The following is a 20,610-nucleotide window of genomic DNA, read 5'->3' on the forward strand; positions in this document are numbered from 1 at the left end:
ACCCGACTGCGATGTCCGGGAAGTGGGTCTAGGAGGACTTGAACCTCGCCACAGTCCCACGTGAACTAGCTGGTCATCGCCTTGCTGCCTGGTCACCGTAAGGCCGCAAGTGACATTTCAGATCGGTTCAGGACGTCTCGCGACCGTACTTTACCACGCGGCTGATGACACCGTCATCACTCGCGTGGCCTGCAGCGCTTCGATGCCAATCCCGCGCAGCAAGGCCGACAGGGAGTCCTCGTAAGGTGGCAGGTCGGACCTGAGACCATCCCGGGCACGCCGGGCACGCGGGTGGGTGTGTCATAGGTCTCGTATATGGTTCGCGCCCGTGATCATCTCCGATGCCGCATCCGTCGACACGCGGAAGCTCGTGCTCGCTCCTCGCAGGGCGCGGCCTGTGCGCTACAACGACCGTGATCTCAGGAGGTTCGTCGGCCAGGTCATCGGCCAGACCGACGTGGATGCTCTGCTGGCTTGCCAGCTATGGCACGCCGAAGGGACCGCTGCGCGCCAGGTAATGGAGAACGTTCAGGACGACATCTCCGAACTCGACGAACACATCGCGAAACAGGACAAGCGCCTCGATTCCGTAGCATCCTCCGCCGACCAATGGCGCTGCACCCGAGACGAATTCGCGGCGCTGATGCAAGGCCACATCGAACAGTGCCGCCATCAGCGGTCCATCATGGCCGAGGCGCTCGGACTGATTCAGGAGGAGTTTTCTGCGCTCCAAGATCGGCTCGGTCGAGATCTCGTCGCACATTTCGACACGTCGGTCCGGACCGAGTCGCCCGCAGAGCGCGTTTGTCGGCATGGCGATTCCGCCGACCGAGCGTTCAATACGGTGGTGCGCAGTTGGAAAGCGACGTGCGCCGAGGCCGCCGCCCTCTCGCAGGTCGATCGGCGCCGATCAGCCTTTCTGGCGTCCAAGGCAAGCGTGCGCGAAGATTTTATTCATCATGCGGATTGGTGGGAGTTCGAGGACCTCGTCGCTCGAACGCTGCGGCGAGACGGGCTCACGATCATCAGAGACGGTGGCGGGCAGTGCGATCAAGGAGTCGATGTCATCGCCTCGATATCCGACGGGCGGCGAGTCGCCGTGCAGTGCAAAGTCCGCCAGTCCGGGTCGATCGCACCGCGATACCTGCGTGAACTGAACGGAACCGCGCGTCCAGTTCACGGTGCCGACATCGTCATCCTCGCCACTAACCGGCACTTCACCACCGAGGGAATCAAATTCGCCGACGGTCAAGCCATCCACCTTATGGACGGGAAAGCTATGCGCGCCTGGGCATGCTGGGGAGATTCACTGTATGACGTGCTACAGATTTCTCCGCCAGTTATGGCGAGCTGAGCCGAACCATCCGACGTAACCCCGCACGTACGGGCCGGCGACGTGATCCGCAGCCGCTCGCGCCAGGCCCCGAAGGACGGTCCCCGCGCGTGCAGGCCGACTTTCGCGGTGTCGTCCTATATCTCCAAAGTAGCGACGATCTCCGCGCGCAGGAACGGTTCCCACAACCGGTACCGGATCAAGTTCGCGAGAATTCGGCCCCCGCGCGCGGATGGTCTTTGGATCACGGTCGCGCCCATCGAACGATTCGACTCGGCCCCGCGCAGGATCGTCCCAGCGCCCCTCCCGCATGACCGGACACCGAAGATCCGGAGGGACTCTCCTGTAAGCGGTCCCTCCGGCGTCCGAAACAAGATTCGCCGACCCGGCCTTCCTCGCCTACACAGGGAAGCGCAGCGCCTTGCGCAGGCCGTAGATGGCTTGCGCGACGTGACAAAGGCCATAGGTGCTGCCGGTTCGGATGACTACCACCGCGCACAACGCGAGGTAGCAGACAAAACAGACTGTGACTAGCAGAGCAATGGTGACCACCAAGTCTCCTCTCAGATTATCCATCCACCCCTCCTTTGAGCGGCGGATTAAGCTGAGAATGTGGGGTCGGGGTCAACAACTATGAAGCCGCATGAAGATCCGGATGTCAATACAGTTTCAGAAATCTCGCTGAAAAAACGTACGAAGATCCGGTCGCTTCTCGCCGACCGTATATATCGTGACACTCCGCAGCGATGGTCGTAATTTTTATAGTAGGAATAAGCGATATCGCTTATTCCTACGAAGTGGTGCGACGTCCCCATCTCCGACGTCCGGGTGCCGCGCAAGGCCAAGGCGGATGCTCTGGTCGCTAGTGCCGTGTCCAGGTAGTTCGTGTCAGTGATCGGGTGTCGATTTGATCGGCGCCTCCACCGGCGGCGATGCTGCCGGTGGAGGTGGTGTTTCGGCCCCGTGCGCGCGCGGGGATGCTCCGTGCGGCTACGGCTGCGCCCTGGCCAACGGCGGGTCGGCCCCGTACACGCGGGGATGGTCCGGCCGGCGGTTCACCCAGCTCGAGTAGGTCGGCAGGAATACCAGTTCCGCCTCGACGCGATCGAGGACTGTGTCCTCGGTCTGGGAGCATCCCCGCGTGCGGGGCCGACGCCATAGGCGGCCGCGAATTCGTCCTCGGCGCGGGAGCATCCCCGCGCGTACGCCCTGGGCCCAGGCGCGGCGGACGCGTTGCCGATGATTCCTGATTTGGTGGGTTCGGGCCAGGTGTCGCGGAACCACGACACCGTGCTGCTGCTGCGGCTGGGCGGTCCACTGCAATCCTGGGGCGAAGCAAGCACATTTGTGCCGACACGCCGCCCTCGCTGCTTCTTTCCGTAGCTAGATTGCCGCTCAGAGCAATAGCCCAGCGTCGCGACTGACCACTGAATGCCGCACCGCCGCTGAGCTGCTCGGCTCTATCCCGCCACCGCTAGGCCCCGAACCATACCGTCGACAGATTAGCGGGACCGCACGATCTTACGTCTCGTAGGCTTCGGAACTCCTTCACTCCTTCTTGGGACCCGTCGCCTTATCGCCCTGTCTGGGCCCCCTTGCTGTTGGCGTGCCGAAGCCGCCTGAGCCAACGCAGACTCTACTAGCAGCTGATACTGCGCGGTGCGCTCCTCGGGAGGCATCTGCGCTATAAACCGTTCTGCCATCAGGAGGTAGCTCTGTACCAGCGGCTGCTCGAAGTAGTACCGCACCTGGTCCTGAATCGAAGAATTCAACCTGATGAACGTCTGAGCGATGTAGCCGCCCGTCGCAGTTCCAACCGCTGCGACGATCGCCGCAGAATACTTCGCCGCCGAAGTGTCAGCCAACACAGTGATGGTAAGGCCGGTGCCCACAATCACCAGGCCAACCACCATCGCGCCGACGCTGATCCAGTGCGAGGTAACGCCCTGCGACCTCGCTTGAGCGTCATAGGCATCCATCTGCTTCCGGTTGGCTTGCATTAAGCCCAATAGATCGTGCTCGCTCTTGATCTCCGCCAGCGCTGTATCGAGAGCTCCCTGAGCCTGGGCTTCCCGCGCCTCCGCGCGACGAACCGTCGCACCGAACCAGTTCCAAGTGAACGCGATGAGGCAAAAGCTCGAAGCCCCGACCGCGAGCCAGAACCATCGGCGGGAGGGCAGAAGCGACTCGGACATCGCAACCGCCGTGAGCGCCAGGACCATTAAGCCAGTCGTGTACCAAACAACTGCCCACCGGCGCGCTTTGACCTCCCCGACGGACCGGCTGAGTGTGTCTGGTCGGTCAGGTGCAGCCTCGCGACGACCGATAAGGCGAGTCCACAACCCCTCTACCGAAGGCTGCTCTGGCCCTTGGTCATCGCCTGATGCGGACTCCGCTTCCATGGGACCTCCCCATACCACATCCCCGCTCGTTACGCGGAATAGTAATTCAGCTGCGGCGCATCTCTACGTTGGATCTCCAGGATGCTGGCACCGTTACTCAGAACCCGACTGCGCCCCCGTTTCCTGCCGTTTTCGACCGATCGCAGCGAGCAAGACCAAACTGGCGTCCGGCAAGCCGGGGCGGAACGCTCGATTTGGAGACGGGACCATCCCCGGGTGCGAGGCCGACGTCGCTGTCGCCCGGCTCGTTCGGCAGCACGACAGGGCCATCTCCGCGCGCGCGGGCCCGTCCGGCGTCGATTCCGGGTAAGGTGACGGTCTTGCTTAGGGGAGCAATGGATTCGCCGGGGGACGATTGCAGTGACAGCGTGGGCTCAGTGGCGCGCGAAGGTGGAGGACTTGGCCAGCGCGCAGCATGATCTGTTCACGACAGGGCAGGTGCGTGCGCTGGGTGCACCGACGCAGATGCTCAAACGGCTGGCCGGGCCCGGCGGCCCCTGGACTCGGCACGGTCGCGGGGTCTATCGGCTGAACCCGGCCCGGGACGATCCGCACCGGCGCACGCGGGTGGCGTGGCTGATCCTCGACCGCAAAACCACTGTGGCCGACCGGCTTTCCGGGCCGAGTGTCCGCGCCTCCGTCGGGTTGCTGTCAGCGGTCCACCTGTACGGTCTCGGGCCCGAGCCGACGGTCCCAGAGTTCGTGGCTTGTGAGACGGTGTCGCGGGAGTACCGCGACGACAAGATCGTGCACCGCTGCCGCGACATTCGTACCAAGGAGATCACCGTCGTCCACGACATGACCGTCACGACCGTCGAACGCACCCTGCGCGATCTGATCCTGCGGCGGACGAACCCGGATCTGGTGGTCCGCTTCGCGGTCGACGCTGCCCACGCTGGCCTTCAGAACCCTGCCGCAGTCGCGGCGGGGGTGGCGCCGGTGCTGGCGGCCGGGGCGCGGACTATGCACGACGGCCCGCTGTTGTTGTTGAAGATCGCTGTCGTGCTGGACTATCTGCCACCGTTCATGCGCGCGAACCGGATGCGGTCCACCGCCTGGTTCGACGCGCTATCGGTGCCCGATCGCACGCACCACCTCGACCAGGCGTTGCGCGAGTTGCTTACCGCGGCCGCCGAACACGGGCCACGTAGCCGCTCCACCCACGTGCCCGCCCTCGCCGCCCCGCCCTGCGACGCGACACCCTTCACCGAAGAACTCGCGAAACGGTCCGTGTTGGCGTGGCCGATCGGGTCGGACGAGCGTGATCTGCTCGGCTACGGTGACGCTGACGGTTACGGCCGATTCGGGATTCTCGATGATGACGGCGAGACGGTGCTGTGCCACGAGTGCGGTGCCCGGCTGAAGGGTCTGGCCGCACATGTCGCTCGCCGACACGGCATCTCCGTGCGCGACTTCAAGATCCGCCATGGCCTGCCCCTCGGCCAGCCGCTACTCGCCCGTGCCACCCGCGGCAAGCAAGCCCGGGGCGCTCAGGCACGAACCCCCGCCGCGCTGCGACCGCCCTTGGACGGCACCCAACTCGCTTCGGCCAGTGGGGCACATCCTGTGTATCGGTCGGCGCGGCGCAGTCGCGCGGGCCGTGAGCAGCTCGCCGCCGGGAGTCGGCGCACCGTTCACACCTGCGCGTTCTGCGGCGCGCAATGGGTCAACCGACGCACCGGCATCACCCGCAAGACCTGCTCGGAACCGTGCCGCCGCCGACTCGCCGCCCTCACCGCCAAACACAACCGCCATCAACGCCGCAGCGGCAGTACCTGAACACGCACGTCGTCAAAGACGCCACATCGACGAACCGAGCCAGCCGCAGCGTCATCTACGCTTCGCCGCCGCCATCATTCCTCGGCGAGCCATCGCAGTACGGTGCCGAACTGTCCGACCGGACCCGCCGGATTCGGCGTCCCATCCGGCGCAGTCCGCAGAGCCTTGGTCACCGTGTTCTTCGCGGAAGCGAACCACACATCGATCGCCACTCCGTCGCGCTGGAAAGTCAGTTTACGGCGTCGACTCTCACGGCCACTCCAGCCGCGGTATGCCGCTTCCGACGCTACTCGATCGCGTTGGCTGGCTCCTGCGGTTACCGGGCGGTCGCTGCGCAGGGCGACAATCAGTTCATCCCCACGTCTCCACAGGGCCTGGGAAGTGATCCCGCCGGCGGCCCCGTAGCCGTACCAGTTTCCGTCGTCCCCACGCTGATACGGTCGCGGCCGGTCGGCGCTCTCCACCTGAGCCTGGATCACGATCGAATCCGCTCCCAATTCGGCCAGCTCCGCCACACTCGACAACCGCTCGTCTATCACCGCGAACCGGCTCGAAGCCGATCTCCCGGGTTCTGTCGGTGGCCGGACCCCACGGTCGGGGATTTCCGCGATCGAGGCACTCAACTTCGCCCCGTCGACGACCTCGTGTCCGATGGCGACGCTTGCGATCAAGCGGAGGAAGCTGGCTTGCGCTTCGGCGAACTCGCGCAGCACCGCGGTCGCGTCTTCGTCGTTCATACGGTCGACCGCGCTGTCCTCGATCGCCCTGCCGATCCGCGCCAGTTGTTCGTCCAACTGCCGCCGCGCGTGCAGGAAGCTCCGCGCCGCCGTCTGGGCGCGTTCGATCGCGCGGCGCTCGGCCGCATCGAGTCGTGTCGGTAATTGGGTCACGTTGTTTTGCTTGTTCATCACCGCGCTCGTTCCACGCAACCCGCACAGCGTGTGCATCGGCACTTCCGTCTGTCGCCTGCACCTTGCAAGAGGGCAAATTTCACGCTACCTGGTACCGAGCGGATCGCTCCCACTCCCTGAGCGCTGTCGATGTCGTATCATTCGCAACTATGTTCGATATACGTGCGGAGGAGCTGGCCGTTCTTCCGCGCGACCAGCAGCTCTCTGCGCTGCGCCAGCGGATGGCAGCCATCTCGGGGCGCGTGGGCGCAGTCGAGGACGCCCACGTGCCTGCCGCCGACGTGATCAGCATCTCTGGCGGGCTGGGTGAGATCCTTCCTCAGGGCGGGCTGGCTCGCGGCAGCATCGTGGCCTGCCGCCACCAGGGGCTGCTGCCCGGTCTGCTCGCCGCCGCGACCAGTGGTGGCCATTTCGCCGCTGTGATCGGCGGGGCGCGCCTCGGCTTGCTCGCGGTCGCCGAATTGGGCGGGGATCTGGATCGCTTGGCGGTCATCGACCCGAGCTCCGGGGACCCGCTGGAGATCGCGTCCATCCTCGCCGATGGCGTGCCGGTCACGGTGCTCGACGTCGGCCGCCTCGCGGTGCCGCCCGCACGCGGGCGGACTGTTATGTCGAAGGTTCGCAGCCAACGTGGAGTGCTGATCATCACGGGCGCCGTCGCCGGTCTCCGCCCAGACATGGACATCGAAGCCCGCGTCGCCGGCTATACCGGCATCGGCCACGGGACGGGGCGAGTCCGCGAAATACGCCTTGACGTCCGCGTATCCGGTCGCAATCTGCGACCCAGAACATCACAGCTGGTGCTGGCAGGCGAGGACAACCACAGCCGTTGGACCACACCAGCGGGCGAGCCGGCGGCCGTGGTACGGCGGCTGACGAGAGCGGGCTGACGCGGATGGGCGACGACGAACTCGGTGCGTTACGCCGACTGGCCCGTCCCAGACCAGTGCTGGTGGACACGACGCGGATCTGGGTGCCTCCACGCACTCGCAGCCGCGACAAACCCTCGATCGGGTGCATGGCCCGCAGCTTCGAAGGCAACCCCACTACGGACTGGATGCCCGCACTCCAATACGCATGGCTGCTACTGCGGGTCATCGAGCCGTGCTGGTATGCCGAAATCGCTGTCGATTTGCGCACCCGCAACCACCGGCAGGAAGCAACGTTCCGGCAATGGGTGCCCTGGGACGCCGTCCGGCTTCCACCACCGAACTGAGTGAGAAAGTCGGTCGGAGCCGCCGACCAGCCGACCGACTCGCTATCGGACATGGTCCCGACCTGGTATTTGTGGGCCTAACGTGCCACAACCCGAACCCGCTGACGGTCGAAGGCCCGGTGATCCGGATCGTGCCGGTCGGCAAGCGAACGACGGCTGGGACACAGTAAGGACCGCGCGAGGGGCCAACACAGCGGAGCCGCTACGACACGAGCATGTCGAAGCTATGTCGTGGCCACGAAGCATACTCGGCGGTCACACAGGCCCGGCTACACGGACGACCGCGCCGTCGCGCCAACCACGGGGCTCACCTGCCGACAGATCAGCGCCGCATCGCGTAGGTGATGGTCTTGTGCTCCCAGGGGTCCTCCCACGAGAAGCGAACCGTCTTGCCGACTCCTTCAAACTCCCAGCGCATAAAACCAGGACGTTGAATCGACCCCCGAATTGGATTCTCAGGCGCGTTGAACTCCTCTAGTTCCCGGCCTTGATTGAACAGAGTGATCCCGAATTCAGCGCCAGCCAGGCGAACCGTACCTCCGCGAATCGCATTGGTCCGGTTGGCCAAGAACGGCTGCGCAGACCACCAGTCGGAAAGTATCGGTTCCGGGTTACTGAAGGGGTCGAAAATGAGGGGGCTGTCCACTCGGCTTGCCACGCACATTCCCCATGTCGCCGGCCACTCTGCACGGCCAAGCAAGATATCCACTGCCTCCGGGGGTATCGGCGTAGACACGCGGCCGCCGTTTCCTGTGAAAGCGTTCGCGGCTGCATGGTTCAGCAGGAGCTTCAAGACCCACCTCTGGAAATCGTCGCCCGAGATATGCACCTCGGCCTCATCTCCCCAATCACCCGCCCCGCAGCGCCACTCAAGCGCTATGTCCCGAAGGAACCGAGCAAAGCTGATAGCCGCGTCATCCGCAGGGTGAAGTCCGTGGTTGTGGCTGGTGCAGAGCACATTGGCGACAAACTTCTTAGGCTTGACGGGGCGCACAATCCCCGCCCCGTGATTGTGCTGGATCGTGGCGTTCGGGTCATCGAAGGTGAACAGTTTGATCAACCCGTGGGATACGTAGTGCTCACCCGAGATTGTGGCTGAGCAGCCCCCACGGGTATTCGCGTAACAGCGCGGGTGACGGTATTTCGGGTCACCCTCTTGGTACAGCTCAATGATCTCGAAGACCTGATCCGGCGGATACAACCCGCCATCAACACGGGCCGGTTGACTGGGAGTTTCCCCAATTCTCACCTTGACGACTGCGCCGGGGCGTGTTGCACGGTTAGGAATCTGGTGAATTTGGATGATCTGCGCCGGGACATTGAACTTGCCGTCATCCGAATGGGCGGCGATGAAGAGTCCCAGGTGGTCGCCGGTCAGGTCCTTTGCAGCGATTTCATACTGCGACACAACTCCGCGAGACGAGTCGCCATCTATCAAATCGACGCTGCGGAGCGTCGGTTCTCTTTGCTCCAGGGCTTCGTCATTTGGCGCGTTGAAGCATCCGATGACTCCCGACAGCCGATACACCCATCTCCGCCGCACACTGCCCTCTGGCACACCGATGAACCGAGCGACGGGGCCGTGCTCGTGCTCAAGAACCCAGTCGATCTCGTCTACTGTCAGCGGCTTTGTCTCGCGATCTTTGAAGATCGTATCGCCGACGCGAACAGCCAGAACCGGTATGGCGATTGGGGAATCCGAAATCATGCCGAACCGTACCGCCTGGATCTGTTCGGTCGGCAGTCGAGGTTGCTGCGGGCGCATCCACAGCTGTGAAAACCGGTTGGAGGGCTCACCGAAGCGCAGTGGAACCGGGGACCGGTATCGAAAGGCACGGAGCGAGAGCGGGAAGCCGGGTGTATTGCTTGCGTAACAGCGCCTCCACAGAATCGGTCGCCCACGGCAATCGGACAGCGAAGTCCTCCCCGAGTCGCCACAGCCGGTTGTTCCAGCCACGTGCACCGAGGCGCACCGGACAGTCGGCCAGGTTGGGGTGGTCACGCAGCAGATCTCGTAACAACTCCGCAATGATCTTGAGCCCGTTGTGCGTCATCGGGATCCACAGAAGCCAGGTCGCCGCCAACCTTGGAGACTGCACGACACGGCCACCCCAAGGTCAACCACGCAACGTGTTCGCGCAATGCCACACAGCGAAGTAGCCGCAGAACGATGACCTGCGGCTACTTCGGTGGGTGGAGCCTAGGGGAATCGAACCCCTAACCCCTGCCTTGCAAAGGCAGTGCTCTGCCAATTGAGCTAAGGCCCCGAGCCACGGCCGCCCTTCAGGCAGCTCAGCAACGGTACCGCCTGCGTGTCGGCCCGGTCAAAACGCTGAGAGACCGACGCTGCGCACCATCGGCCCAGGCATCGCAGCCAGCGCCACCACTGCAAGCCCCCTTACCCCTCATCATCCACTGCTGTCGGTTCACGGGCGTGCCACAAATCCAGCGGCCCGCCCGGAGACTACTTCGTCACCTCAGCGCGAAAGGACCCGAATCATGGTGCGACCCGCGGCCTTTCCGAGCCCGCCTGGCCAGCAATCTGCTCGACATTTTCCCGGTGGTGGGGTTCCATGGAAAGGTCTTACGCCCGAACATCGTCGGACCGCACCGGCGCTCGCCGGCAGCAGGGGATGGCGTCGCGGGAAGACTGCGCACGGAGGGGATGCACGGATGGTCGACACCTCTTGTCCCACGTGTGGGCAGGTGGACTGGGTTCAGCGTGTTCCTGCCCTGCGTGCCACCGGTGTGTCCACCGTTACCGGGACCGACTTCTACACCGGGATAGGTATGTCCTCCGCTGGCCTGATCCCCGTCGTGGGGACCGCCGTCGTCGAACGGACCAGCACGACCGATCTTGCCCAGACGACAGCCCCTGTCCCCAGTACGGCTCCGACTCGACGTCTTCTGTTGTTCGGGGCGCTAATGTCCGTACCGGCGATCGGTATGGCTGCTGTTTCCGTCCGAGCCGTGGCTGACCGAATCGCTACGCCACCGGCTTCCTTCGCGTCGATCGCCGGAGCTGTTCTTGCCGCGTTGGTCTTCACCGTATTCGTTGCTACGCCATCATTGATTGCGTTCGTGGTTGCCGCGCGGCGTTCTCGTCGCAACACCCGCGTTCTGCGTGGCCGCAGTGCGGCGTACGCGGCGTGGGGTGGTGGTTGTTACTGCCACCGCTGCGGGATCTGTTTCTGGCCGGAGTCCCCAGCGCCGGGTGTGTCCGCACGGCAACCATTCTCTCCCAGCGAATTTCAGTGGGTCGTATGGAATATCGGTGGCTTCAGCCGGTACTTCCGGACTGCGTGACCGCAGCCGCTCCCGAACGCGCTCGCAGCAATCCTCCCCGTGTCAGCCGCGCTCCGTCGGCTTGTCATCCTTGCCGGATTCCCTAGGCACCATGGGGCTCGCGTCGGTGGAGTCTTTGGTGGATGCGGCGGACTGATGAAGTGGGATCGGCTGCGGTACTGCGTGTGCGGTGGGTCGGTTCGTACGCTCGTCACCCTGGTGGCCGTCGAGTTGCCCGGCGTTTCGGGCAGTAACGAGCAGTTGGCGTACCTGTTTGGGCGTGATCTCCAGGAGTTCGGCGATCTCGGAGTCACTGTGGCCTGCGGTCTGAATGGTCGCGGCGGTGTCGGCCTGGGCGCGCTGGAATTCGCCGATTTCGGCCGCGGCGCGGGCAGCAGCGTCGTCGATTTGTTGACGGAGAGCAGAGATTTCACGGTCACGGCGTTGCTCGATGAGCGTGATGGCGTGCCAGGCGCTGATGTAGCTGCGCACTGCGCTGGTCACGGTTTTTTCTTTCTCGCGGGCTACCGCTCTGCGGTCGACTGTTTGCTGGCGTAGCCGTTCAAGGCGGGCGACGACTTCTGGCGAGCGGCCGGCACTACGGCCCGCACGAGGCCTGCGCTTCTTTTCCATGACGGTTCTCCTGACTGGGTGTGTCAACCGGTCAGGTCCCTCGCGCCTCCAGGATACGGGGCCGACATCGGTGCCCGAACGGCCTGTGATTTCAGCCGCGCACACCAGCCGGACTGAAGCGCACGGGACGGCGCCGCCGGTAGCTCGTCTGTCTGTCCTTTGACCCCACGTGCAGCGGCTTTCGTCTCGCTCACACGCGCCCGCCATGCGAGGTGGGGCCTTCCAACCACGACAAGGAGGTCTGTCATGCCTGCACATGCTTCTCCGGCCGACATCTGGGATGAGTTCCACCGGGTCCGCGCACAATTCGGTGCTCCGGTCGCCGAGGCGTACGCGCGAGCGGAGGGATACGTCTGGGGGTGGCAGGACGCGATCGGCCCGGATGCGGCCGATTCCGATCAAGCGACGCAGTTCGCCGAAGCCTGGGCGGTCCACTACGCCGAGCACCTCGCGGCACCTGGCTACCCGGTGCGCTCGATCGACCGCTGCTGGCAGTCATGGCGGGACTGTGGCCGGCTCGCCCACCCGCCCCGTTTCACACCGGCCGTTGCGCCAGCTCAACCGTCGGCGACGGTCATCCGCGCGGCCGACCTGCTCGCCGGGCGCGTCCACACCATGTGCCGCTGGGCGCTGTCCCAGCTGCGATCGCGCTGACGCGCTCACACTCGCTTTCGTGAACCGTGTTGTCTCACAGGAAGGTTGCTGACATGTCTCTCGTCACTCTGGCTGCCGACGTCGACGGGGTGTTCCCGTGTCGAACAGTTGTTGTGGATCGAAGCGCTGAACACATCATTCGACGCTGCCGACTTGGCGCAGTGGCCTGATGCATGGCCGGTCGTCGTTGACGCGATCGCGGAGATCATCGCCCGCGATGAGTCGATCGTTCGTACCGATACCGGGGCGGCGGTCATCTTGGTGGCACGCCATGGCGGCGACGGCGAACTCGCGGTCGAAGCCCACCAGGCCGACACGACGGAGTTGCTGGTCCTCAGCGTCTACACCGTGCCGATCACGCCGCGGCCCGACCGCGCGTCGACCGCGGGCACCGACCACGGGCTCGCCGCAGACGTCGCCTACACGCTGCGCGCGATCCTCGCCGACCTCAACCGCGCGCTCGCCGACGTCCGCCCGCACGGCTGACCACCGTGTAATCAATACCGCCGTAACAGTTTCAGGGCCGAACCCTCATTGGGTCGGCCCTTTGATGTCCGAGGTTGTCGTGGGCAAGTTCTCGCGCCGCCAGTTGGCCGCGCATCGCGAGGCGGCCCCCGTCCCGCACCGCGGCGTGGATCGGATGGCGGACCGTCGGCCGTCGTGACCGCGCCGCGTGAATTGTGCCGGAGCGTCTTCTGAAACCCGTGACCGGAGAGGAGTTTCGTCGTGTCCGTCCAAACGTGTGTTCGTCATGCCGAGCTAGGTGATCTGGTAGCGATGTTGAACCGTCAGCAGGCCGCCAAGGTCGATGTGGTCGCGCCGGCGTCCGCGATCCGCTCCCGGGACGCGATGCTGGAGGTGGCGGGGGTCGAGCCGGTGGTGGACAAGCGCGGGGTCACTCGCGTCGACGGCGCGTATCGGCCGACCGCCGCCGCCGATTCCCACCTCGGCACCAAACTGAAGATCCCGGTCGCCTACCTGAAATGGCTACGCGAGCAGGGCCGTGGCGACCTGTACGACGCCAACGTCAACGGCTTGCTCCACGGCCCGGCCGCAGCGCAGCCGCTCGCAGTGGACGACCAGCGGTCGTTCCTGCTGCGGTTGTTCACCTCCGGGCGCCGGGAGGACCCGGGTGTGTTGCGGGCGGTGCTGTCGGATCGGTACGGAATCATCGACAACCTCGATGTGCTGACCGCGGTCCTCGACGGGATCACCCTCGCCGGTGCCGAGGTACAGGTCCGCTCGTGTGATCTGACCGAGTCGACCATGCACTGCAAGGTGTTCTCCCCCACCGTGTCCACGCTGGCACCGGGATTTCTGGCGAACTACCGCAATCCGTTCGCCAACCCCGAACTCGACGCCGAACGTCGCCGCGTCGCCGGGCAGTTGGAGCGGTGGCGCCCGATCGCGGTACGAGAAGGCCGCGGCCACGCTCCCGGCAGCGAGCCGGTGGTGTTCGCCGGGTTCCGATTCTCCAATTCCGAGATCGGCCACCACGCCGTCACCTTGAAGCCGGAGTTGGTGATCGAGATCTGCGGCAACGGGCTCACCCTGCCGCTGTTCGCCTACACGAAACGGCATCTGGGCGACAAGCTCGATCTCGGCACGGTCGGCGGCTGGTCGCAGGACACCTACCGCAAGCGGCTGTCGGTGATCACCGCCGAGACCCGCGACAAGGTCTCAGAATGGCTGTCGCCGGACTTCCTCACCGCCCGGATCGGGGAGCTGGAACAGCAGGCGGCGACGCCGGTCACGCAGCCGGAGAAGACGATCGAGGTCGTCTCCAAGCGGCTCGGATTCTCCGACGACGAACGCGCCGGGATCCTGTCCCACTTCATCGCCGGCGGACAGCTCACCGCGGCCGGGATCGCCAATGCGGTCACCAGCTACAGCCAGACCATCCCCGACGCCGACCGCGCCGACGGCCTCGACGATCTCGCGCTGCGCGCCATGACCCTGGTCTGACCCGCCCTGTCCCTTTGTCTCCGAGGAGGTTTCGATGACCGACACCATCACCCGCGACGAGTACACCTTCGCCGAGCATCTCGGCGCCGCCGGGGCCATTGCCGCGCTCGGTGAGGCGACCGTCGAGAGCTGGCGCGGCCTGCATCCGGATTGGCAAGGCAAGTACTGGTCCTACACCAACCCCGACGAACACGGTGCCCGCTACCTGGCTCCGATCAACGTCGCCGCCCGCCCGAAGAACCAGAACTGACCGCAACTACCACGGCGCGCACCGCCGCGCCCGTCTCACCCCATGGGGCAGGCCCCGGCAGCACGCACCGCTGCCGGGGCCTCCTCCTTTTCACGAGAGGAGCACCACCTGATGTCCCTCGAGACCACCACCACCGACCTCGACGAGCCGGAAAACCGCAACGTCCGCACGACCCTCCCCTCGGAACCGCCTGCCGATGGCGCCGATCCCGGCAGCCTTCTCCCGGCGGAGGAATCGCCGGTGCCAGCGGTCGAAGCGCGCTTCCTCGATCCGGCCCTGCTGGAGATCGGGGAGAACGTACGCCAGAACTTCCGACTCGAGGACTACCCCGAGGACACCGAATCGATCCAGGTACACGGCGTGCGGCAGCCGATCAAGGTGATTCGGATGCCCGACGGGCGGCTGGTGGTCCGCGACGGCCAGGTCCGCACGTTGACCGCGCTGGCTTTCGAACAGCCGCTGGTGCCGGTGTGGATCACCGACGCCGACACCGCGGTCGACGAGAAGGAGTCGGAGATCGCCCGGATCTTCGAGCAGATCACCCTCAACGACCGCCGGATTCCGCTGACCGATGGCGACCGCGCCGCCGGTATCGCGCAAGCGCTCGACCTCGGGGCCTCGGTCACCCGCGTCAGCAAGGCGTTGCAGACCAAACGCGACCAGGTCAAACTCGCCCGCAAGGTAGGGGTCTCCTCCACCGCGCGCGAGCTGGTCGACGACGGCCAGTTCGACTTCGAGCAGGCCGCGGTCATCGCCGACTACGAAGCCGTCGGCGACACCGACGCGGTGACCCGACTGACCAAGGTCAGCCGCACCTACTTCACCTACGAGGCCCGGCGCATCGCCAACGACCGCGCCGAGCACCGCGCCTACCTGACCGCCGCGCTGCCCTACGCCGAGGCCGGTTTCGGCATCCTCACCGACGAGCCCTACAGCTATGGGACCGACCTCCCCCTCCGGCCCGCCGGCGACCTGGTCAACAGCGCCACCGGCGAGCCGGTCCGCGACGACCGGATCCACGCCGACCCCGCCCGGTGGCTGGTCTTCCTCGAGCTGGCCTGCGATCCGCTGTACGTCGATCGCCACACCGGCGCGGTCGTCGATCCGCAGACGGTGGACTGGGACACCGACCGCAACCCCGAGGCCGAGCCGCGCGACGGGCTGCGGCACGCCCGCGAGATCGACCAGCGCGATCACTGGCGAACCCGGTTCTTCCTGCCCGCCGACCAACTCGAGGCCGCCGGACTCCGCGCGCCCGAACCCGAACAGCCGATCGACACCGACACCAGCCCCGCCGACGCCATCGAGACCGACGCGGATGACCTCGCCGCGCGCCGCGCCGCCGCGGACGCGGCCGCGGCCCAGGCCCTGGTCGAACGTGAGCGGGCACGGCTGGCCGCGCGCCGCGTACGCGAACTCAACAAGCAGGGCCTCGCCGCGGAAGAGACCCGGATCGAGTTCTTGACCCGGCTGCTGGCTCGGAAAACGCCACCACAGTCCTGGGCCAAGTTCGTCACCGAAGCGCTGGTAGCCAACTCCGCGTTGCTGGGGGAATACAACGCGTTCGACACCGCGCAGAAGTTGCTCGGGGTGACCGGATGGCGGCCCGGCCTGACCGCAGCGGTCGAATCCGCCAAACCCGCGCGCTGCCAGGTGATCCTGCTCGGTCTCGTGCTCGGCGCGTACGAGAAGCGCACCGACAAGGATGCCTGGCGCTATTCCGACCCCGGCGTCCGCCGCTACCTGCAATTCCTGCGCGAGGTAGGCCACCATCTCGTCCCCGTCGAACTCGCCGCCATCGGCGAACTCGACGCCGACACGATCGACATCGACACCCCCTCCACCAAGGTCGACGACACCACACCCTTGGCCGCCTGACCCTTCGCGACCATCCGCTCCGGTGCCGGTGCCTACTCCAGGCGCCGACACCGGACAACACCACACATCGCATGCGTCGCGCCGCAGCGGCGCCCGACAGAAGCTGCCCCGCCTCCGGCATGCCCACCCGGACAGTCCATCGAAAGGAACCCCGATGACCGCGCAGCTGCTCGCCGAGGCCACGGTCCAGCAGATCCAGCTCGAGCTGATTCGCCGGACCAACTTCAACTACTTCTGCGGCCCGCGGGTGGCCGACAGCCTCGAAACGCACCACGACCTGTGGCTCGCCGTGTGCCTCGATGCTCCCGGAGTCGCGCAGTCCACCGACTCGTCCGGCCTACTCAGCGGGTCGCTGATCAAACTGCGCGACCTGGACCGCAACAAATGGAACACCGACACGCTGTTCGTTCTCACCGAAAACCCCGAGCAAGCAACGGTATTGGGGCACATCGCCGAAGCGGAGAACTGGAATCCCGACACGATCACCGTGCACAGCAACGCGGACACCAACGCCGCGCTGGGCACGGGCGGAGCCGGGTACGGACTGCTCAGCCTCTGGTGGGATTGACCCGCCACGTCCCCGGGGAGGTGCACGCCGTGAACGGCTCCAACGACCTGCTGACCGCCGCGCTCACCGCTGCGGCTCGTGGCTGGCCGGTACTGCCACTGCGCCCGGGGGCCAAGAGTCCTGCCTTGCGGGGCTGGCCCGACCGCGCCAGCGCCGATCTCGACCGAATCCGCCGGTGGTGGTCCTACAACACGCGATTCAACATCGGGATCGCGACCGGGCCGGCCGGACTGCATGTGGTCGACCTCGACGCCGCCCATCTGCTGTCCACCACCCCACAGTTCGACGACGCGCTCGGCGAGCTGGCAGCCCGCCTGCACCAACCAGCGCCGCGCACCTTCACCGTCGCCACACCCGGCGGCTGGCACTTGTACTACCGCGCGCCCACCCAGCCTCGCCTGGCGTGCACGGTCGCCCGGCTCGGGCCAGGTATCGACAGTCGCGGCCACGGCGGATACGTCGTCGCGGCCGGATCGCGCACGCCCACAGGCGATTACCACGTGATCGATCCCCGGCCGATCGTCGAGCTACCGTCGGCGATGATCACCGCGCTGACACCGCCGCCCCCGGTCGCGCGCGACATAGACGTATTGCGCGCACCGGTCCAGCCGCGGTCCTACCTGGCAGCGATCGTTGCCGGTGAAGCCGACCGCGTCGCCCGTGCCCGCCCGGGTAGTCGTAACCTCACGCTGTTTCGGTCCGCGCTCGTGCTGGGCCGCCTCATCGGCGCCGCGGAACTCGACGAGCGCCATGCCCGCGCCGTGCTCGTCGACGCAGCGAACGCACACATCGGCATCGACGGATTCACCGCCGGAGAAATCGACCGCACCGTGAGCAACGGCTTCCGCTACGGCACCCAGCGCCCCCGCCGACTACACCGCTGACCCCGCCCTGGACGCATCGCGCCCACGACGGTCCGATACCCGACCACAGTGGCCGCTGCCTGTCCCCGGCCCGGCCAGCCCGGGGCCACGACTTCACGCCGCCGCGCGACCGTCGCGCCTTCTTGCAGGCTCCACGATCGACCGAGAAGGGAAATCCGTTGAGCGAGTTCACCTACACCGATATCGACGGGTTCGCCACCTACCACGTGCAACTCACCGAAATCCGCGAGCACTACGGATTCGAGATCCGGACCCGGTACCGAGACGGCATGTTCTCCTCGCCCACAGTCGAACACGGCCACCGCAGCGTCGCGGAGGCCGCCGAGGCCGCGAAGCTACGGCTGTCCGGGCGCATGGCATCGGTCCTGCTGTGGCCGGACCGCAGCGCCGCCCGCAACACTCCTCCACGCCGGAGCACACCGATGAACCGATACGCCGTCACTCACACCGTTACCCAGATCGTCGACAGCCCCGACCCCGACAGTGCCGACGCCCTTGCGCGCCAGGCCCTCGCCGACAGCACCGCACTGCGCTACCCCGTCGTCTCCGACACCGCCGACATCCACCCGCTGCCCGACAACCAGTGAACTTGCCACCCGCAATCGCCACCTGCGGGCCGACACCGTCTCCTTCATACCCATCCCGGGAGGACTGCATGCACGAACCCGGCCCGGCCCTCACCGCCGACGACATCCACGGCGGCTGCCAGCAGGTCAACAACGTCACCTTGTTCACCGAGCGACACGGAGTGCGCCTGCGGTACCGGTTGCATCTCGATGACGTGCTGACACAATCGGCGTTCACCGTCGACGTGTACTCGCGCGAACAGCTCGCTTGGAACACCGTCTGGTCCGTGAGCCCCGACACCTACCGCTACCCCGACGGCCCGACCAGCAACGCCGACCTGATGAACCCCGCATCCCAGTTCATCGCCAGTCCGTTGAGCCGCGACACCGTGGTCAAGACGGCCAGCTGGCAGAAGATCGTCAACGCCCTCACCGACGCCACCGACCGGGTGCTGCGCCCGGCCACCCCAGGCCCCGCGCCCGGCACCGGCGTACTGCCGGCGGTGTCGACGTACCTCAGCACCGACGACGGTGCGACCGTCGTCGAGATCGACACCCTCGCCTTGGACACCGCCCGCCGGTGCCGCGTCTACGTCAATACGCGACCGGTGTACGACGCCCGGCCCGAAACCGGTGACCACGACACCGAACATCTCGGCGGCTACCTCGCCGAGTTGCTGCGCGCTCAGCGCGGTTCACGGTGACCAGTTCACCGGCCTCCTCGCGGCCAGCGACCGCCCTGCCGACGCGGCGGGGAGCGTTCGTAGCGGCCGGGTTCACAAGTGCCCAGTCCCCCGTGGTGTGCCATCACTGCCAGTCTCCGACCGGTCTCCTCCGACAAGGCCTCCGGTGGTGCGATCCGTGTGGAATATGGCTGCTGCCGGATACGCCGACCCGCCAATGGGTCTCGCACGCGGAGCGCCTGCATCGTGACACCACCCGTCGTGCCGCAGCACAGGCGGACACGCACAACCAGGCGGTGACCGTTGTCCTCGCGCAGGTCCGCCGCGCAGCGCCGACCGGCTGGACCGCGGACCCCTTCGGCCCGCTGCGCACCTGTATCCGGGTTCGGCCACCGGCGGGACCGGTCAATGTGGCCGCATATCTTGCGCCACCGCTCTTCCCTGCTCCTGGGTGGACGGTCCATATCGATAACCGCACATGCGGTGTCGCCGCCGCGATCTTCGGCCCCGGCGGCGCTCACGTCGCCCATTTCGACCACCCAGCCACGGCGGCGGCAGCCGCCGTGCGGCGGCTCGCCGCCGAATGTGGCTTCTCCCCGCGAATGCTCACCCAGCCCAACGCCACAGGTCGCTTCGCGTAGGAGACGCGCGTGCTGGTGCCAGCAGGCCACACCGCTGAAAGGTGCTGTGAGGTGGTGCGGTTCTGCATGGCGACGCACGACCGGATGATCGGCCACCGCCGCCTGCTATCCGACCCGTTCCACAGTTGACGGCAGGCTCCCAGCCGTTCGTTTCAGTGGCAGTCGCGCTGTTCTCTCGGCGATTCGACGCCCTGCTCACCCACGCCCCTCCGGTGTGACAGCGCCGTCCCGCCGACATCCACGTGCCGCGGCACGAGCAGACCACGACCAGCTGCCCCGCCGCACGTTGATCGCTTTGCACCGCACTCCAACGCCGAGTCACCTGTCCGGAACCGAGAACGGAGGCAGACGCATATGGCTTCGATCGACCTGTGGTTTCGCGCGCCCGAGGTGCTCGAGATCACCGAACACGCCATGGCCGCACTACAGCACCGGCCGTCGCTGGTCGACCCGCACGCCCAGACACCGTCGTTGGTGTGGGTGAAGGACGACGGCACCTACCTGACCAGCAGCGGCCTGCCTCGCCAGCTCGCCGACCCGCCCAACCCGGACGGCTGGGCGAAAGTCGCCTTCGCCATCGGCTGGGGTCAAGGCACGGGCCCGGAACTCGGTGACACCCCGGTCGGCGGCGACGATTTCGCCGAGTACATCGATCTCACCGAGCCCATGCCGGGCGGCACCACTCTGTTCGACGCGATCCGCGAGTGTGCCGCTATCAACGGCTGGCTCGTCGTCACCGCCCGCCCCGGGCAGTTCGACATCAGCCTCTACCCGACCGCCCCGAAGGGCATCACGGCGGTCGCCGCGCTCCAGTCGCTCGTGAGCGACCCGCCACCACAACAGGACCACTGACCCGCGGGCTCATCGCAGAGATATGCCGATGCGCTCCGGTGTCATAGGCCCGATGCCGTGCCCGCAGGGCCATCTCGCTGCGCACGACGAGGCATCGGTGGCGCTTCCTC

Annotated in this window: 19 protein-coding genes and 1 tRNA gene; 14 read left to right on the forward strand and 6 right to left on the reverse strand. The window is 66.3% G+C overall.

What is annotated here, in order from left to right; all coding sequences use genetic code 11:
• Nucleotides 1–328: 328 nt before the first annotated feature.
• Nucleotides 329–1,354, forward strand: a complete 1,026-nt coding sequence (locus IU476_RS19150; RefSeq protein ID WP_195101902.1) for a restriction endonuclease — start codon at nucleotides 329–331, stop codon at nucleotides 1,352–1,354.
• Between the two features lie 378 nt (nucleotides 1,355–1,732).
• Here IU476_RS19150 and IU476_RS19155 read toward each other — a convergent pair whose 3' ends face one another.
• Complete coding sequence (locus tag IU476_RS19155; protein WP_195101903.1) at nucleotides 1,733–1,909, reverse strand: hypothetical protein; 177 nt, start codon at nucleotides 1,907–1,909, stop codon at nucleotides 1,733–1,735.
• Between the two features lie 926 nt (nucleotides 1,910–2,835).
• Entirely contained in the window at nucleotides 2,836–3,555 is a 720-nt protein-coding gene (locus IU476_RS19160) for a hypothetical protein (RefSeq protein WP_195101904.1), read from the reverse strand.
• 579 nt (nucleotides 3,556–4,134) lie between these two features.
• Between IU476_RS19160 and IU476_RS19165 the strand changes: the two genes are divergently transcribed.
• A complete protein-coding gene (locus IU476_RS19165; protein ID WP_195101905.1) occupies nucleotides 4,135–5,514 on the forward strand; it encodes a MucR family transcriptional regulator in 1,380 nt (459 codons plus the stop codon).
• Nucleotides 5,515–5,588: 74 nt separating this feature from the next.
• Here the strand turns inward: IU476_RS19165 and IU476_RS19170 are convergent, their stop codons facing one another.
• The gene (locus IU476_RS19170) at nucleotides 5,589–6,461 is read right to left on the reverse strand and encodes a hypothetical protein (protein ID WP_195101907.1); all 873 of its coding nucleotides are present in this window, start codon (nucleotides 6,459–6,461) and stop codon (nucleotides 5,589–5,591) included.
• 113 nt (nucleotides 6,462–6,574) lie between these two features.
• Here IU476_RS19170 and imuA' point away from each other — a divergent pair, with 113 nt between their 5' ends.
• Entirely contained in the window at nucleotides 6,575–7,315 is a 741-nt protein-coding gene (imuA', locus tag IU476_RS19175; protein WP_195101909.1) for a DnaE2-dependent mutagenesis accessory factor ImuA', read from the forward strand.
• Between the two features lie 5 nt (nucleotides 7,316–7,320).
• Complete coding sequence (locus IU476_RS19180; protein ID WP_195101910.1) at nucleotides 7,321–7,641, forward strand: hypothetical protein; 321 nt, start codon at nucleotides 7,321–7,323, stop codon at nucleotides 7,639–7,641.
• A 322-nt stretch (nucleotides 7,642–7,963) separates the two neighbouring features.
• On the opposite strand, the gene IU476_RS19185 is transcribed toward IU476_RS19180, so the two are convergent.
• From IU476_RS19185 to IU476_RS19195, 3 genes are all read right to left on the reverse strand, one after another.
• Entirely contained in the window at nucleotides 7,964–9,406 is a 1,443-nt protein-coding gene (locus tag IU476_RS19185) for a hypothetical protein (protein WP_195101911.1), read from the reverse strand.
• A 429-nt stretch (nucleotides 9,407–9,835) separates the two neighbouring features.
• Nucleotides 9,836–9,908: transfer RNA gene (locus tag IU476_RS19190), tRNA-Ala, on the reverse strand.
• A 1,081-nt stretch (nucleotides 9,909–10,989) separates the two neighbouring features.
• Entirely contained in the window at nucleotides 10,990–11,559 is a 570-nt protein-coding gene (locus IU476_RS19195; RefSeq protein ID WP_195101912.1) for a hypothetical protein, read from the reverse strand.
• 246 nt (nucleotides 11,560–11,805) lie between these two features.
• Between IU476_RS19195 and IU476_RS19200 the strand changes: the two genes are divergently transcribed.
• The 10 genes from IU476_RS19200 (at nucleotide 11,806) to IU476_RS19245 (ending at nucleotide 20,500) form a co-directional block, all read left to right on the forward strand.
• On the forward strand, nucleotides 11,806–12,213 hold the full coding sequence (locus tag IU476_RS19200) for a hypothetical protein (RefSeq protein ID WP_195101913.1): 408 nt from the start codon (nucleotides 11,806–11,808) through the stop codon (nucleotides 12,211–12,213).
• A gap of 108 nt (nucleotides 12,214–12,321) precedes the next feature.
• Entirely contained in the window at nucleotides 12,322–12,699 is a 378-nt protein-coding gene (locus IU476_RS19205) for a hypothetical protein (RefSeq protein ID WP_195101914.1), read from the forward strand.
• A 291-nt stretch (nucleotides 12,700–12,990) separates the two neighbouring features.
• Complete coding sequence (locus IU476_RS19210) at nucleotides 12,991–14,178, forward strand: hypothetical protein (protein ID WP_228823832.1); 1,188 nt, start codon at nucleotides 12,991–12,993, stop codon at nucleotides 14,176–14,178.
• A 34-nt stretch (nucleotides 14,179–14,212) separates the two neighbouring features.
• Complete coding sequence (locus tag IU476_RS19215) at nucleotides 14,213–14,428, forward strand: glycosyltransferase family 32 protein (protein WP_195101916.1); 216 nt, start codon at nucleotides 14,213–14,215, stop codon at nucleotides 14,426–14,428.
• Between the two features lie 111 nt (nucleotides 14,429–14,539).
• The gene (locus IU476_RS19220; protein WP_195101917.1) at nucleotides 14,540–16,306 is read left to right on the forward strand and encodes a ParB/RepB/Spo0J family partition protein; all 1,767 of its coding nucleotides are present in this window, start codon (nucleotides 14,540–14,542) and stop codon (nucleotides 16,304–16,306) included.
• A 154-nt stretch (nucleotides 16,307–16,460) separates the two neighbouring features.
• A complete protein-coding gene (locus IU476_RS19225; RefSeq protein ID WP_195101918.1) occupies nucleotides 16,461–16,874 on the forward strand; it encodes a hypothetical protein in 414 nt (137 codons plus the stop codon).
• Between the two features lie 29 nt (nucleotides 16,875–16,903).
• Nucleotides 16,904–17,758 carry a bifunctional DNA primase/polymerase gene (locus IU476_RS19230; RefSeq protein WP_324194125.1) on the forward strand — a complete coding sequence of 285 codons (855 nt, stop codon included), beginning with the start codon at nucleotides 16,904–16,906 and terminating at the stop codon, nucleotides 17,756–17,758.
• A 158-nt stretch (nucleotides 17,759–17,916) separates the two neighbouring features.
• On the forward strand, nucleotides 17,917–18,345 hold the full coding sequence (locus IU476_RS19235) for a hypothetical protein (RefSeq protein WP_195101919.1): 429 nt from the start codon (nucleotides 17,917–17,919) through the stop codon (nucleotides 18,343–18,345).
• A gap of 68 nt (nucleotides 18,346–18,413) precedes the next feature.
• Nucleotides 18,414–19,028 carry a hypothetical protein gene (locus IU476_RS19240; protein ID WP_195101920.1) on the forward strand — a complete coding sequence of 205 codons (615 nt, stop codon included), beginning with the start codon at nucleotides 18,414–18,416 and terminating at the stop codon, nucleotides 19,026–19,028.
• Between the two features lie 974 nt (nucleotides 19,029–20,002).
• Nucleotides 20,003–20,500 carry a hypothetical protein gene (locus tag IU476_RS19245; protein WP_195101921.1) on the forward strand — a complete coding sequence of 166 codons (498 nt, stop codon included), beginning with the start codon at nucleotides 20,003–20,005 and terminating at the stop codon, nucleotides 20,498–20,500.
• Nucleotides 20,501–20,610 lie beyond the last annotated feature (110 nt).

Origin of the sequence: Nocardia blacklockiae (genome assembly GCF_015477355.1) — a bacterium.
GTDB classification, from domain to species: domain Bacteria; phylum Actinomycetota; class Actinomycetes; order Mycobacteriales; family Mycobacteriaceae; genus Nocardia; species Nocardia blacklockiae.

Excerpts from the sequence above, each read along its gene's own strand:
- IU476_RS19155 (WP_195101903.1), bottom strand. The coding sequence starts at position 1,909 with ATGGATAATCTGAGAGGAGACTTGGTGGTCACCATTGCTCTGCTAGTC.
- IU476_RS19160 (WP_195101904.1), bottom strand. The coding sequence starts at position 3,555 with ATGGTCCTGGCGCTCACGGCGGTTGCGATGTCCGAGTCGCTTCTGCCC.
- IU476_RS19170 (WP_195101907.1), bottom strand. The coding sequence starts at position 6,461 with ATGCACACGCTGTGCGGGTTGCGTGGAACGAGCGCGGTGATGAACAAG.
- imuA' (WP_195101909.1), top strand. The coding sequence starts at position 6,575 with ATGTTCGATATACGTGCGGAGGAGCTGGCCGTTCTTCCGCGCGACCAG.
- IU476_RS19180 (WP_195101910.1), top strand. The coding sequence starts at position 7,321 with ATGGGCGACGACGAACTCGGTGCGTTACGCCGACTGGCCCGTCCCAGA.
- IU476_RS19185 (WP_195101911.1), bottom strand. The coding sequence starts at position 9,406 with ATGCGCCCGCAGCAACCTCGACTGCCGACCGAACAGATCCAGGCGGTA.
- IU476_RS19195 (WP_195101912.1), bottom strand. The coding sequence starts at position 11,559 with ATGGAAAAGAAGCGCAGGCCTCGTGCGGGCCGTAGTGCCGGCCGCTCG.
- IU476_RS19200 (WP_195101913.1), top strand. The coding sequence starts at position 11,806 with ATGCCTGCACATGCTTCTCCGGCCGACATCTGGGATGAGTTCCACCGG.
- IU476_RS19210 (WP_228823832.1), top strand. The coding sequence starts at position 12,991 with ATGTTGAACCGTCAGCAGGCCGCCAAGGTCGATGTGGTCGCGCCGGCG.
- IU476_RS19215 (WP_195101916.1), top strand. The coding sequence starts at position 14,213 with ATGACCGACACCATCACCCGCGACGAGTACACCTTCGCCGAGCATCTC.
- IU476_RS19220 (WP_195101917.1), top strand. The coding sequence starts at position 14,540 with ATGTCCCTCGAGACCACCACCACCGACCTCGACGAGCCGGAAAACCGC.
- IU476_RS19225 (WP_195101918.1), top strand. The coding sequence starts at position 16,461 with ATGACCGCGCAGCTGCTCGCCGAGGCCACGGTCCAGCAGATCCAGCTC.
- IU476_RS19240 (WP_195101920.1), top strand. The coding sequence starts at position 18,414 with ATGCACGAACCCGGCCCGGCCCTCACCGCCGACGACATCCACGGCGGC.
- IU476_RS19245 (WP_195101921.1), top strand. The coding sequence starts at position 20,003 with ATGGCTTCGATCGACCTGTGGTTTCGCGCGCCCGAGGTGCTCGAGATC.